Origin of the sequence: Streptomyces mangrovisoli (assembly GCF_000974985.2) — a bacterium.
GTDB lineage: Bacteria > Actinomycetota > Actinomycetes > Streptomycetales > Streptomycetaceae > Streptomyces > Streptomyces mangrovisoli.
This window is the reverse complement of sequence record NZ_LAVA02000090.1, coordinates 188,089-201,738: the sequence shown is the minus strand read 5'-3', so window position 1 is coordinate 201,738 and position 13,650 is coordinate 188,089. Positions and strand designations below refer to the sequence as shown.

The 13,650-nt window shown below is 71.8% G+C and carries 10 protein-coding genes; 6 read left to right on the top strand and 4 right to left on the bottom strand.

The window, feature by feature from the left end:
• Positions 1 to 17: 17 nt before the first annotated feature.
• The gene (locus WN71_RS31920) at positions 18 to 1,169 is read left to right on the top strand and encodes a serine hydrolase domain-containing protein (protein WP_240529834.1); all 1,152 of its coding nucleotides are present in this window, start codon (positions 18 to 20) and stop codon (positions 1,167 to 1,169) included.
• Between the two features lie 7 nt (positions 1,170 to 1,176).
• Here the strand turns inward: WN71_RS31920 and WN71_RS31915 are convergent, their stop codons facing one another.
• The 4 genes from WN71_RS31915 to WN71_RS31900 form a co-directional block, all read right to left on the bottom strand.
• Positions 1,177 to 1,995 carry an isocitrate lyase/PEP mutase family protein gene (locus tag WN71_RS31915; protein ID WP_046592767.1) on the bottom strand — a complete coding sequence of 273 codons (819 nt, stop codon included), beginning with the start codon at positions 1,993 to 1,995 and terminating at the stop codon, positions 1,177 to 1,179.
• A gap of 74 nt (positions 1,996 to 2,069) precedes the next feature.
• A complete protein-coding gene (locus WN71_RS31910; protein WP_052743253.1) occupies positions 2,070 to 3,425 on the bottom strand; it encodes a COG1361 family protein in 1,356 nt (451 codons plus the stop codon).
• 212 nt (positions 3,426 to 3,637) lie between these two features.
• Positions 3,638 to 4,426: a hypothetical protein gene (locus WN71_RS31905; protein WP_240529833.1), complete on the bottom strand. Its 789-nt coding sequence runs from the start codon at positions 4,424 to 4,426 to the stop codon at positions 3,638 to 3,640.
• A 226-nt stretch (positions 4,427 to 4,652) separates the two neighbouring features.
• Positions 4,653 to 6,905 (bottom strand): glutaminase family protein, encoded by a 2,253-nt coding sequence (locus WN71_RS31900; protein ID WP_079178259.1) that lies wholly within the window; start codon positions 6,903 to 6,905, stop codon positions 4,653 to 4,655.
• 632 nt (positions 6,906 to 7,537) lie between these two features.
• On the opposite strand from WN71_RS31900, the gene WN71_RS31895 reads away from it, so the two are divergent.
• From WN71_RS31895 to WN71_RS31875, 5 genes are all read left to right on the top strand, one after another.
• On the top strand, positions 7,538 to 8,641 hold the full coding sequence (locus tag WN71_RS31895; protein ID WP_046592766.1) for an ABC transporter substrate-binding protein: 1,104 nt from the start codon (positions 7,538 to 7,540) through the stop codon (positions 8,639 to 8,641).
• A gap of 159 nt (positions 8,642 to 8,800) precedes the next feature.
• The gene (locus tag WN71_RS31890) at positions 8,801 to 10,540 is read left to right on the top strand and encodes a sugar ABC transporter ATP-binding protein (RefSeq protein WP_079178258.1); all 1,740 of its coding nucleotides are present in this window, start codon (positions 8,801 to 8,803) and stop codon (positions 10,538 to 10,540) included.
• Positions 10,537 to 11,508, top strand: a complete 972-nt coding sequence (locus tag WN71_RS31885; RefSeq protein WP_046592765.1) for an ABC transporter permease — start codon at positions 10,537 to 10,539, stop codon at positions 11,506 to 11,508. The genes WN71_RS31890 and WN71_RS31885 overlap by 4 nt, the downstream gene beginning before the upstream one ends.
• Positions 11,505 to 12,509 carry an ABC transporter permease gene (locus WN71_RS31880; protein ID WP_046592764.1) on the top strand — a complete coding sequence of 335 codons (1,005 nt, stop codon included), beginning with the start codon at positions 11,505 to 11,507 and terminating at the stop codon, positions 12,507 to 12,509. Before WN71_RS31885 ends, WN71_RS31880 begins: the two co-directional genes overlap by 4 nt.
• A gap of 61 nt (positions 12,510 to 12,570) precedes the next feature.
• The gene (locus tag WN71_RS31875; RefSeq protein WP_046592763.1) at positions 12,571 to 13,596 is read left to right on the top strand and encodes a LacI family DNA-binding transcriptional regulator; all 1,026 of its coding nucleotides are present in this window, start codon (positions 12,571 to 12,573) and stop codon (positions 13,594 to 13,596) included.
• Positions 13,597 to 13,650: the final 54 nt, after the last annotated feature.

The following is a 13,650-nucleotide window of genomic DNA, read 5'->3' as shown; positions in this document are numbered from 1 at the left end:
CCAGGAGACTGGTTCGGGTGCGGGAGCTGGCGGAGCGGCAGGTCGATTCCGGCTTCGTCCCCGGCATGGTCGCCGTCCTCGCCCGGCACGGTCACGTGCACGTCGAGGCGACGGGAACCCTCGCGTTCGAGGGCGCGGGCTCGGCGACGCCGATGGCGGGTGACACCGTCTGCCGCCTGGGCTCGATGACCAAGCCGCTCGTGGCGGCCTGCGCGATGACCCTCGTCGAGGACTGCACCCTGCGCCTGGACGACCCGGTGGACGACCTGCTGCCCGAACTCGCGGACATGACCGTGCTCGCCGATGTCGACGGGCCGCTCGACGACGCCGTCCCCGCGCGACGCCCGATCACGACGCGGGACCTGCTGACCGGCACCCTCGGCACCGGCATGGTCCCCGCCGAGCCGGGGACGGTGCCCATCGCCGACGCGTTGGACGCGCTCGGCCCGGCGCCGATGGACGAGTGGGCGCGCCGACTGGGCAGGTTTCCCCTCGTCCACCAGCCCGGCGAGCGCTGGATGTACGACACCGCCGCGAACGTGACCGGCGTGCTGATCGCCCGCGCGACGGGCGGGTCCTTCGGGGACGCCCTGCGCGAGCGGATCTGCGAACCGCTCGGCATGAAGGACACCGCCTTCAGCGTTGCCGGCGGGAACACCGGCCGGCTGGCGACGGCGTACGAGCGTGACGACGGCGCCGACGGCCGGGCGGTCGTCGAGGACGGCCCCGGCGGCCGGTTCACCCGGCCGCCGGTGTTCGAATCAGGAGGCGGCGGCCTGGTCTCGACCGCCGAGGACTATCTCGCCTTTGCCTCGGCGCTGCTCGCGGGCGGCCGGCGCGGTGGCCGGCGGGTGCTGTCACGGCCGGCGGTGACGCTGATGACGAGCGACCACCTGACCCCGGAGCAGAAGGCGGTCTCCGGGTTCTGGCCGGGGTACTTCGACTCCATGGGCTGGGGTTTCGGGATGTCGGTCCGCACCCGCCGTACGCATCTGGGTCCCTCGGTGGGCAGTTACGGCTGGCCGGGCTTCTACGGCACGGCCTGGTACAACGACCCCGCCGAGGACATGACGGCGATCTTCATGATGCAGCGGGCGCACGCGGGCGACCAGAGGCTGCCGATGTGGCAGGACCTGTGGACCGCCGTCTACCAGGCCATCGACGACTGAGCGCGGGTCAACGGGGCCCGGCCAGCAGCGCGTTGAGCTCCGGATACGGGACCGCGTCCGTGAGGGCGTCGTACCCGCCGCCGGTGAAGAGGTCCTGCGCCGCGCGGCGGGCGACGGCGTACGCGGCCTCGGCCACGCTCGACCCGAGACTGACCCGGGCCACGCCGAGCGCCGAGAGCTCGGCGACGGACGGGGCGCCCGGACCGGCCAGGACGTTCAGTGGGGCGGAGATGTTCTTGGCCAGGGCCGCGATGGTCGTCGTGTCGGTGACACCGGGGACGAAGACGCCGTCGGCGCCCGCGTCGACGTAGACGCGCGCCCGCCCCAGGGTGTCCTCCAGCCGGGTCTCCTCGGCGCCGAGGCCGAACAGGTAGGTGTCGACGCGGGCGTTGAGGAAGAGTCCGGAGCCCGCCCGGTCGGCGGCCGCTCGGGCGGCGGCCAGCCGTGCCGCGACCTGCTCCGGCGGCCGGGTGCCGTCCTCGATGTTGACCCCGGCGGCCCCGGCCGAGATCACCTCGGTGACGGTGTCGGCGACCTCGGACGGGTTCTGCCCGAACCCGCCCTCGATGTCGGCGGTGACCGGGACGGTGACCGCGGCGGTGATACGCGAGATCAGCGCGAGCGCCTGCTCGCGGGTGAGGGTGTCGCCGTCGGGGGAGCCCAGTGACCAGGCCACCCCGGCACTGGTCGTCGCGATCGCCCGGGCACCCGCGGCCTCGATGACGCGGGCGCTCGCGACGTCCCAGGCGTTGGCCAGCAGGAGCGGCTCGGCGGCCGTGTGCAGGGAGCGGAAGAGCTGGGTCTGGTCCGGCTGCGGGGAAGTCATACGCACAGTCAAACAGCGTCCGCCGCCCGGGTTCTGGCAGGAATCCGACGTCGAGGTCGACGCGTCCGCCGTCCCTACCGCAGGACCCTGACGGTGGCCCGGTCGTTCCCGGGGTCGGGATCGCGGCGGCCGGTGCGGCCCGGCGGGTCGGTTCCCTCCGTATCAGGGGATCGGATGTCCTCGACGCGCACCGTGCCCTCGGCGGGCTCGCCCAGGCGGAGGGTGAAGGTGAAGGTGCGGGAGTCGCCCGGGGCGAGCCTGTCCATGGGGCAGCGGTAGGTGCCGTCCGTGCTGTCGCAGAACGGCTCGTAGGAGTCCACGTCGGTCTCCCGCATCGGCTCCTTCACCACCCCGGAGCCCGGGGGCGGGGTGAAGACCAGCTCGGACGAGTAGCCCGGATCACCGGGTCCGTTGTTGCGCACGGTCAGGCGCAGCGTGCGCCGGCTGCCGGGGGCTCCGTGCAGGTCGGCGCCGGTCACCTGGTAGTCGGCCGTGGTGTCGATGGACAGGTCGGTGCCGACGACGCCCTGGGTGAACGTGCCGCGGACGCCGTCCTCGACGCCCGCGGTGAGGGTCGGTCCGTCACCGCTCGCGGGGGCGTTCGCGTAGACGTTCTCCTGCGTGGTGCCCACGTCCAGCGGCCACGCCTGCACGGTGTAGTCCCCGTACATCCCTGTCTTCGAGGCGCGCAGGCGCATGGCCGGGAGGACGACGACGGTCTGGCCCGGCGCGATCCGCAGACCGGCGAACCGGCATACGGCGGCGCGCGCGGGCGGTGTCGGATAGCGGCAGTTGGCGTACCGCTCGGCGAAGTCGACGCCGTGGGCGGACAGTTGCAGGCCGAGGCCCAGGACCGGCACCTCTCCGGTGTTGCGTACCGCGACGGGTGCAGTGAAGGCCGAACCGGGCCGCAGGTCCTTCCGGGCCGGTGTCTTGAGCACCTCCAGGACCGGTTCGCCCACGACGACGTCGGTGCGGGTGGTGAGTTGGTTGCCGTCGCTCCTCTTGTACGTGAACCGGATCCGGCCGGTGTCGCCGATGCGGCCGCCCTTCACGGCGGCGAGCGGGACGCGGGTCTGCGGCTGCGGGCCGCGGTCGAGCAGGCAGACGAGGCGGGTGGCGCTGCCGGTGCAGTCCGACGCCACCGACTCGCGCAGCCGGACGATGTGTTCGGACCCCTTGGCGACCTCGACGACGATCGGGTGGGCGCCCTCCGCGTCCGGTCCGGTGGCCGCGACGACGAGGGCCGGCGCGTCCGCCATGCCCTTCTTGTCGCCGTGGGGGCGCAGATAGTGCAGGGCCGGGGCGGTGAGGGTGAGGCCGGCGGTGCGCTCGTCGTCGTCCGTGCACCCGGTGAGCCCGAGGGAGAGCAGCACGAGCAGTACGGCGGCGAGTCGCACCGGCCTGGACCGCGCGAGACCCTCGCTCATGCACGTCTCCCTTCCCGCGCCCGGCCTGCCCCGCCGACGGGATGCCCGTGCATCCGTATGTCCGTGCGCTGTGCGTCAGCTGGGACCCGTGGGAACGCCCGGGGGTTGCGCCGCCGACGGGATCCGGCCGCCGGGTCGGCCGGATCCGGACGGGGCCGGGGCGGCGTGCAGCGGCAGGCGGACGGCACAACCGAACAGGACGCCAGCCGAGTTCAGTGTCGGCCGGGAAACCCGTCGGCAGGCCCCACCGGCCGGGAATGCTCCCAGACCCGGTCGAACTCGGCTCGGTAGTGGCCGAACCAGGGCTCGTCGCGATGCGGCACGAGACGCAGGACCGCGTCGCCGTTGGCGGAACTGTGGGAGTACAGGTCCAGGTAGAGGCGTCCCGCCGCGCCGCCGCCGTCGAGGACGACCAGGCCGAACGCCGGGACGAAGGGCACCAGCCGCACCTCGACCCGCCCGGCCGCGGACGACCCGGCCGCCAGGACGCGCAGCAGGTCGATCGAGGGCCGCACCCGGTTCTCGAACATGTCCGGCCGGTCGGAGACGGTGCTGCGTCGGGCCGCTTCGAGGGGTGCGGTGGTCTCGGGGTCGATCAGGACGATCCGCACGTGCGCCCCGGCGGCGACGCGTTCCTCCAGCACGCTGTAGAGGTTGCGCAGCGTGCGGGCCAGGGTCACCCCCATGACGCGGATCTCCTGCGCGGTGGCGACCTCCGCGGGCAGGCCGGGCCTGTCGGCGGAGAGATAGTTCGTGGCGGGGACCTGGTCCGAGCCGCGCTGCCGCAACTCCTGGCTCAGGTCGTCGATATGGCGGCGGGTGCCCAGCGCGCTGCCCGCGAGCAGGGTGAGGGTGGCCAGTGTGGCGGCCATCAGGACGGGGATGGAGACCGTGCCCACGACGCCGAGCACGGCCAGCACCCCCGAGACGGCCATCGTGACGTAGACCTCGAGGTTCTTGCCCGTGCTCAGGTCCGACCGTATGCGACGCAGAAACGACACGTGCCCCCCAGACCCCAGACCCCCGACGGCCGCCGGCCCCGCACGGTGCCGGCCGCCGCCCCCGTACCCGCAGCTGCCGGAGAAGACCGTACCCGTCGCAGCGGCGTCCGTGGAGCGGTCGCCGGCCCCCGGCACGTACCTGCGCTCGGAGGCACCCGCAGGCACCCTGCAGTCACCTGCCGGCACCGAGTCGGTGCCGGCAGGTGCCCGGTCCCTGCGGTGGCCGCTATCCGCGCAGGCTCAGCAGCGCGAAGACGCCGCCGACCACCGGACGCGCCTGGAATCCGCTCTGGGTGTTCGCCGCCGTGTCGTACCAGTCGCTGAACGGCGCCCGTGAGGGCGTGGTGTGGGCGAACTGGTAGAGCGAGGAGATCAGCAGGTCGCTGACCGGATGGCCACGCAGCCACGCGGCCGTCCACATCTCCCAGTCGCCCTTGGTGTAGCTGTGCCGCAGGTCCAGCGGGACGCCGAACTGGTTCGCCTGCGACAGGTACCAGTCGGCCTCCCGCTGGGCCACCTCGCGCGGTACGAGGTTCAGCCCGAGCAGCGCGTCCGGGTAGCCGTTGTACTTCAGGCTCCAGGTGCCCGGCTGGTCGTAGGCGAGCTTGAGATGGTCCTTGTCGGTGTCCTGGGCCTTGTCCACCCACTGGGCGATGTAGTCGCGGGCGACACCGGCGTAGTGGGCGCTGTCGGCGGAGTGGCCCGCCGCCGTCGCGATCCTGCCCATGGCGCCGATGGCGACGATGCCCTTCAGGGCGAGGTTCGCGCTGTGGGCGATGAAGCCGGTGAAGTCGTCGGTCTGGTTCTGGTAGCCGGGGTCCAGGGCGTTGTCCACCAGGTAGTCGGCCCACTGCTTGAGGATCGTGTAGTGCGCGGAGGCGAACGCGGCGGCCGTCGCGGTGCTGCTGCGCGCCAGGTAGGCGGCGGTCATCAGCACGATGTTGGCGGACTCCTCGACCGGCATGTCCTCCTCGTTGCCGTCGTTGTGCCCGCTCGCGTTGGGATAGCTGGAGCCCAGGTCGTGTTCGGCGAACGTCTTGGGCCAGCCGCCGTTCTCCGCGTACTCGAAGAGCGGTTGGAGGAGCAGGCCGAGGTACTCCGGGTCGAGGTAGAGGAACACCGGCATGGCGGGGTAGGTCACGTCGATGGTCGAGACGTTGCCGTCGGAGGAGATCTCCTTCAGGAACGCCCATGGCTTGCCCTTGCGGCTGACCAACTCGGTTCCCGCGTACGCCTGTCGCAGGGCGAGCGCGCACAGGGCCGCGTACTTGGCCCCGCCGGCGGCCGTCGCCTCCGTGCGCACCTTGTGGTCCAGGGCGGCGGTCCGCTTCTGCGCCGCGCTCGCCTCGGAGTGGAAGTAGGCCGTCATCTCCTGCCAGTTCGACCAGTACGACTTCCACAGCGGCGGCAACTGCTCGTCGAGGTAGCCGACCGCGGGCTCGCGCACATGCCCGACCGACAGCAGCGAACGGGTCGTACCGCGGACGCTGCCGAGGTCGAAACGGAAGGCGAAGACCGGCCAGCTGTCGCTGATGGCGCGCGGCTGTCGGGTGTCGGCGGAGTCGGCCAGCGCCTGCCCGCCCAGTGCGGTGGCACGGACGGCGGTGTCCGAGCCGATCTGCCAGCTGAGCCCCGGGCGGTTGGTGGCGCTCCACACCACCGTTCCCCAGGAGGCCATGTCGCCGTGCTCCTTGAGCACACCCGGGCTGTCCGGGGCGAAGTGCAGCGAGGTCACCGTCGTACCGCCGGAGCCGGACAGCTGCTCCTGGTCCCAGCCGATCTTCGTTCCGGTGTCGCCGTGGGCCCACTCGCCGGAGATGTCGAAGTACAGCGAGACGTCGTGCGCCTTGCCGTCCGCACTGCGCACGTCCGCGACGAGATACGACAGGGGCATCGACTGGCGGCGCAGGTCGCCCGGTTCGACGGGGGAGAGGAACGTCAGGTCCAGCTGTACGCCGCCGGCCTCGAAGACGAACGCCGAGCGGGTCGCGGTGATGGTCAGCGAACGCTGCACCGCGCCGCGGGAGAGCGGGTGGTCGGCGACGCTCGGGGCGCCCAGGAAGAGGAAGTTGGTGCCGTCGACCCGGATGACGCCGGTCATCGCGGTGGTGTGGCCCGTCCAGAAGACCGGCCAATGACCGTTCGGCAGATCGGCGTTGAGCCAGGTGCTCAGGTAGGGCGAGCGGACGGCGAGCGGGACGGAGGGCGGCCGGATGGGGTCGAAGGCGGCGGCGGCCGTCCCGGCGGACCCGCTGGTGAAGGAGGCGGGCACCGCCGTCGCTTCCGGCGAGGTGGCGGCCTGCGCGCTCTGCGCGATGCCCGGCAGCAGGCCGGCCCCCGCCGCGCCGAGGCCGACGCCGGTCCACTGGATCAGACCGCGGCGGCTGAGTCTTCGAGCGGGGACGCCCGGTTCGGCCGGGGAGCCAGGGGTGGGCGAAGGGTGCGAGGGCAGCTCGGAGTTGTCGTTCCTTCGGGGCATGCGGTTCTCCTGGAGGAGCCGTTCGGGCGGGGGTGGGGGACGGGCCGGACGCGTGGGGCACGGGCCGGGCACCGGCGGACGGGCCGGACGCTGACGGACGGGCCGGAGACACGGGGACGGGTCCGTCGATTTGCTGGTGGGAGCCATGGAAGCGGCGCGAAGGCCCCGGCATCGACCACACGGCAGAGGCGGATCGCTGAGCTTCGTCGAGGATCGCTTATAACGATGGAAAGACGAGCAGGACGATGACAACACAGGCCGGTTGTCATGTCTAGACCGCGGAACGCGAGTATTTCCCGGAGGTTACGGACAGACCCTCGTGGGCTTCAAGTTGCCGCTCTCACCTGGGAGTTCAGGAAATGCGGAGCGTCGGAACCCGCGTCGAGGCCGCCCTCGTGAGAGCGATTTCAAGCCCTCCCGCGCGGCCCACCTGCGCGCATCCCAAGTCCGCTGACACAGACTTCACCTGACGTCTTGACAGGTTCCCGGGCTTCCTCCACTGTTCCCTCTGCAACGTTGTACGAACCCGTCAGGCCAGGTCGCCCCACAAGCCCGCCCGGCCGGTTTTCCCCTCTGCGTACATCCAGAACTCCGCACTTCCTGACCGTTTCCGACGAGGATGTGATCGGCGCATGTACTCCTTCTTCCGGGCCAAGGCTGTGTCCGCCGCGGTGGTGACCGCCGGCCTGTGCCTGTCCGCGACCGCCTGCACCAACTCCGGCGACGACTCGTCCTCGGGCAAGTCCGCCGACAACACCGCGGCCGCCCAGCAGGTCGCCTCGCCCAGCGCCTCCGCCACCGGGCCGGGCTGCACGTACCAGACGTACGGCGGTGGTGTCCCGAAGCTCGACATCACCGACGGTAAGACCGTGGTCGGCTTCTCGCAGTCGGAGTCGACCAGCAACCCCTTCCGGGCCACCGAGACCAAGAGCATCACCGACCAGGCCAAGAAGCTCGGCGTCAAGCTCATCCAGCGCAACGCCAACGCCGACGTCAACACGCAGAACTCGCAGATCGAGGACATGATCGCGCAGGGCGCCAAGGTCCTGATCGTGGCCCCGGAGAACTCCGACGGCCTCGGCCCCGCGCTCGCCAAGGCCAAGGCCAAGAAGATCCCGGTCCTCACGATCGACCGCACCGTCACCGGCACCGCCTGCACCGACTACATCGCCTTCATCGGCTCGAACTTCTACGGTCAGGCCCAGATCGCCGCCGACGACCTCGCCGCCGCCAACAGCAAGGCGCACGTGGCGATCCTCACCGGCAGTCCCGGCAACAACGTCACCACCGACCGCACCAAGGGCTTCCAGGACCAGGTCAAGGCCAAGTACCCGAACGTCAAGATCGTCGCCTCGCAGACCGGCAACTTCGCCCAGGCCGACGGCCAGAAGGTGATGGAGCAGCTGCTCCAGGCGCACCCCGACATCGACGCGGTCTACGCCGAGAACGACGAGATGGCCCTCGGCGCCATCCAGGCCATCAAGTCGGCCGGCAAGACGCCCGGCAAGGACGTCAAGATCGTCACCATCGACGGCATCCAGCAGATGGTCCAGGACGTCGCCGACGGCCTCGCGGTCGCCGACATCGAGACCAACCCGCGGTTCGGCCCGCTGGCCTTCCAGTCCCTCCAGGACTTCTACGGCACCACCGGCGTTCAGCCCAAGGTGATCATCAAGGACGGCCACTTCACGGCCGACAACGCCAAGCAGGCACTCTCCCAGGGCCTGGTGTACTGACCGGTCCCCCGTCCGTGCCGCGCCCGTCGAGGTTCGCGTGAGGGCCGGATCCCGGCCGGCGCGGCACCCGGTCCGGTGGCCGCGGAAGACACCGCTTCCGCGGCCACCGGACGTCGCGCACCTGCGGCCGTGAGGCGTCACCGCACCCGGCAGTTCCGTATGAGGAGGCTAGACGTGGCCGAGCAGGCCCCCGATCCCCGTGGCGATCTCGTCCTGGACGTCGGCGGGGTGAACAAGAGCTTCGCCGGCGTGCACGCCCTGCGCGACGTCGACTTCGCGTTGCGCCCCGCCGAGGTGCACGCGCTCATCGGCGAGAACGGCGCGGGCAAGTCCACGCTCATCAAGGTGATGACCGGCGTCCACCGGCCGGACTCCGGCACGGTACGCCTCGACGGCCGCCCGGCGGCCTTCCGCAACCCGCTGGAGGCTCAGGCGGCCGGGATCTCCACCATCTACCAGGAGGTCAACCTCGTCCCCCTGATGTCCGTGGCGCGCAATCTGTACCTCGGCCGCGAACCGCGCCGTTTCGGGCTCGTCGACGTCGCCCGGATGAACCGCGAGGCCGTCCGGGTGCTCGGCCGCTACGGCGTCCACGTCGACGTCACCCGCCCCCTGCGCACCCTGGGACTGGGCGCCCAGCAGATGGTGGCGCTGGCCCGCGCGGTGCAGATCGAGGCGCGGGTGGTCATCATGGACGAGCCCACCTCCTCGCTGGAACCACGCGAGGTGGACACCCTCTTCTCCGTCATCCGCGGCCTGAAGGAACAGGGCATCGCGGTGGTCTACGTCAGCCATCGGCTCGACGAGCTCTACGCCGTCTGCGACCGCGTCACCGTGCTGCGCGACGGCGCGGTCGTGCACACCGGCGACATGGCCGGCCTCGAACAACTCCGCCTGGTCTCGCTGATGCTGGGCCGGGAGATGGCCACCGTCCGGGACAAGGGCACCACCGCCTTCGACACCGCGCGCCACGACCACAGCGAAGGCCAACCCGTCCTGCGGGCAAGGAATCTGTCGGTGCGTCACCGCCTGTACGACGTCTCCCTGGACATCCGCCCCGGCGAGGTCGTCGGCCTCGGCGGCCTGCTGGGGGCGGGCCGCAGCGAGACCGCCAAGGCGATCGTCGGCGCGCTGCCCACCGAGGCCGGCTCCGTCGAGGTCGAGGGAGAGACCCTGCACCGGCGCAGCCCCGCCGCGGCCATCCGCAACGGCGTCGTCATGCTTCCCGAGGACCGCAAGCTCGAGGGCATCATCCCCAGCCTGTCGGTGCGCGAGAACATCTCGATCGCCGCGCTGCCCCGCCTCTCGCGCGCGGGCGTGGTCTCCCAGGCCAAGCAGGACGAGGTCGTCGACTTCTTCATGAAGCGGCTGCGGATCAAGGCGTCGAGCCCCGACCAGCGGGTCGGCGACCTGTCCGGCGGCAACCAGCAGAAGGTACTGCTCGCCCGATGGCTGTGCCTGGGCCCCAAGGTGCTGCTGCTCGACGAGCCGACCCGGGGCATCGACGTCGGCGCCAAGACCGAGGTGCAGGCGCTGATCGACGAACTCGCCGGGGACGGCCTGGGCGTGCTGCTCATCTCCTCCGACCTTGAGGAGCTGATCGAGGGCTCGGACCGTGTCGTGGTCCTCAAGGACGGCCGCGTCGTCGGGCACCTCGCGGGCGACGAGGTCACCGAGGAGGGCCTGCTCGGCACGCTGGCCGGGGCGGCACAGGAGCGCGCGCCGGACGATCCGGCCGGGCCGGGTGAACGACGTACGGCGCCCGAGCCCGCCGAGGCCGGCGAACGGCGGGCGTCCCCCGACCCCGCCGAGTCCGGCGCCGGCGAACCTCCCGCGCCCCACGAACCACCGGAGCCCGCGGCCGAGGACCCGGCCCCCGTGAAGGAGAACCACGGATGAGTACGAACACCCTCGCGTGGAGCGGCCTCACCGCCGACCGGACCCGCATGCTGCGCCTGCTCCAGGAGTACGGCGTCTACGCCGCGCTGGTCGTGCTGTTCCTGGTCGCCGTCGGCCTGGACACCTCGTTCGTCGAGATGAGCAACATCCGCGTCCAGCTCTTCCAGCTCGCCCCCACCCTCCTGGTCGCGCTGGGCATGGCGCTGGTCATCGGCACCGAGGGCATCGACCTGTCGGTCGGCGCCGTCATCGCGCTGGCCGCCTCCGTCGTGCCGCTGTACGCCGGCTACGGACTCGGCGGGGTCCTCCTCGCCGCCCTGCTGCTCGGCGCGGCCTCCGGCGCGGTCGGTGGCGCGATGGTCGCCTTCGCCCGGATCCAGCCCATCGTGGCCACCCTGTCGCTGATGATCGGCGTGCGCGGCCTGGCCGAGATCGTCAACGGCAACTCCGCCAAGGCCGTCACCCAGTCCGGCGTCCTCGCCCTCGGCTCGCGCACCGTCGCCGGGATCCCCGAGATGGCGTGGATCGCCGCGGTGTGCGCGCTGCTCACCGGCCTGCTGGTGCGCCGTACCACCTTCGGCAGGCAGTTGGTGGCCGTCGGCGACAACCGGCGGGCCGGCTGGCTGTCCGGGCTGCCGGTGCGGCGCGTCCTGATCACCGTGTACGTCATCTCCGGGGTGCTCGCCGCACTGGCCGGTGTCCTCGTCGTCGGCCACGGCGCCGAGGCCGACCCGGCCAACCAGGGCCTGAACATGGAGCTCAACGCCATCACCGCGGTCGTCGTCGGCGGCACCCCGCTGTCGGGCGGCCGGGTCCGGGTGCTCGGCACCGTCGCCGGAGCGCTGTTCATGCAGCTGATCACCGCCGTGCTCACCCAGCACAACGTGCACACGTCGTACACCCAGATCGTCGAGGCCGCCATCATCTGCTTCGCCGTGTACGCCTCCCAGGAGCGTGGTACCCGATGACCTCCACCGCCCTGACGACCCCCGCGCGGACCGCGGCGGACGCCTCGCCGCTCACCCTCGGCGAGCGGATCGCCCCGCAGATCCAGCGGCGCGGCGCGCTGGCCGTGCTGGTGCTGGTGGTCGCCATCGCCTCCGCGACCTCGTCGACCTTCCCGACCTGGTCCAACATCAGCAGCATCCTCGGCAACAACGCGTTCGTGTGGCTGCTGGCCCTCGGCATGACCTTCGTCATCATGACCGGCGGCATCGACCTGTCCGTCGGATCCATGTACGCCCTCGGGGGAGTGCTCGGGGCGTACGGCTCCACCCACGGCACCTGGCTCGCGATCCTGCTGCCCCTGGCCGTCGGCGCCGCCTGGGGAACCGTCCAGGGACTGCTCGTCGCCCGTGCCCGCATGGCGCCGTTCATCGTGAGCCTGGTCGGACTGCTGGGACTGCGCGGCCTGCTCCAGGCCGTGACCGACGAAGGCGCCACCACCTACCTCGTGCCCCAGCACTCCGCCTTCCGCTCGCTCGGCGCCGGCACCTGGACCCCGGTACTGATCGTGGCCGCGCTCTTCGCGCTGGGCGCCCTGCTGCTGCACCGCACCGGCTTCGGCGCCACCCTCACCGCGATGGGCGGCAACGAGAACGCGGCGCTGCTGCTCGGCCTGCCCGTCGCCCGCGCGAAGGTCCTGGTCTATCTGCTCTCCGGCACGCTCGCCGCGGCGGCCGGCGCGCTCGGCGGCGCACGCCTCGGCTCCGGTGTGACCACTCTCGGCGTCGGCTACGAACTGACCGCCATCGCCTCGGTGGTCATCGGCGGCACCCTGCTCACCGGAGGCAGCGGCTCGGTCGGCGGCACCGTCAGCGGCGTCCTGCTGCTCGCGGTCATCCACAACCTCATCGACCACTACTTCTCGCAGTACGGCTCCGCCTTCACCGACACGGTGAACGGGGCGTTTCTGGCTGTGGTAGTTCTGATGCAGGCCCTGCTCAGCCGCACCCAGCAGCTGGAATGAGCACCCCCCACCGACTCCGGCCGACGGCCGGACCACCCTCCGTCTCCGAGAAAGGATCGCCGTGGGCGTCAGCCTCAAGGATGTCGCGCTGCGCGCCGGCGTGTCGGTGAAGACCGTTTCGAACGTCGTCAACGACTACCCGCACGTGACCCCCCAGACCCGCGACCGGGTCCAGCGCGCCATCGACGAACTGGGCTACCGCCCCAACCTGACCGCGCGTCACCTGCGCAAGGGGCGCACCGGTCTGATCACCCTGGCCATCCCCGAACTGGGCAATCCCTACTTCGCGGAGGTCGCCGGCGCCGTGATCGACGCGGCCGCCCGGCACGACCTCACCGTGCTGCTCGACCACACCGCCGGGCTGCGGGAGAAGGAGCTGGTGGTCTCGCAGGGCTTCCGCTCGCACGTCATCGACGGCCTGATCCTCAGCCCGATCGGACTCGAACGCAGCGACCTGCTGGAACGGCCCGAGGGCCCGCCCATGGTCCTGCTCGGCGAGCGCGAGTACGAGGGGCCGTACGACCACATCATGATCGACAACGTGGGGGCCGCCCGGATCGCGGTGCGCCACCTGCTCGACCTCGGCCGGCGCCGGGTGGCCTTCCTCGGCGCCCGCCACGAGAGCGTCCGCCAGCCGGCCCACCTGCGCCTGCGCGGCTGGCGCGAGGCCTTCACCGCGGCCGGACTGGTCCCCGACGAGTCCCTGGTGGTGGCCACCCAGGGCTACGACCGGTCCGACGGCGCCGCCGCCATGGCCGATCTGCTCGACCGCGACCAGCGCCCCGACGCCGTCTTCGCGTACAACGACCTGATCGCGCTCGGCGCCATGCGCACCCTCGTCGAACGCGGCCTGCGGGTGCCCGAGGACGTCGCGGTGGTCGGCTTCGACGACATCGAGGAGGGGCGCTACGGGGCGGTCTCGCTGAGCACCGTCGCACCGGACAAGGGCGACATCGCCCGCCTCGCCGTGGACTGCCTGGTGGAGCGGATCGCCGCCCGGGGCACCGGCACACCGCTGGGGCCGCGGCTGATCCAGCCCGGCTACCGGCTGATCGTGCGCGAGTCCACCGCGATCCGCCGGGCCTGACCCGCCCGGCCACACCCTCCTTTCGACGCCGGTGCCGTGCGGCACCCGCGGCGC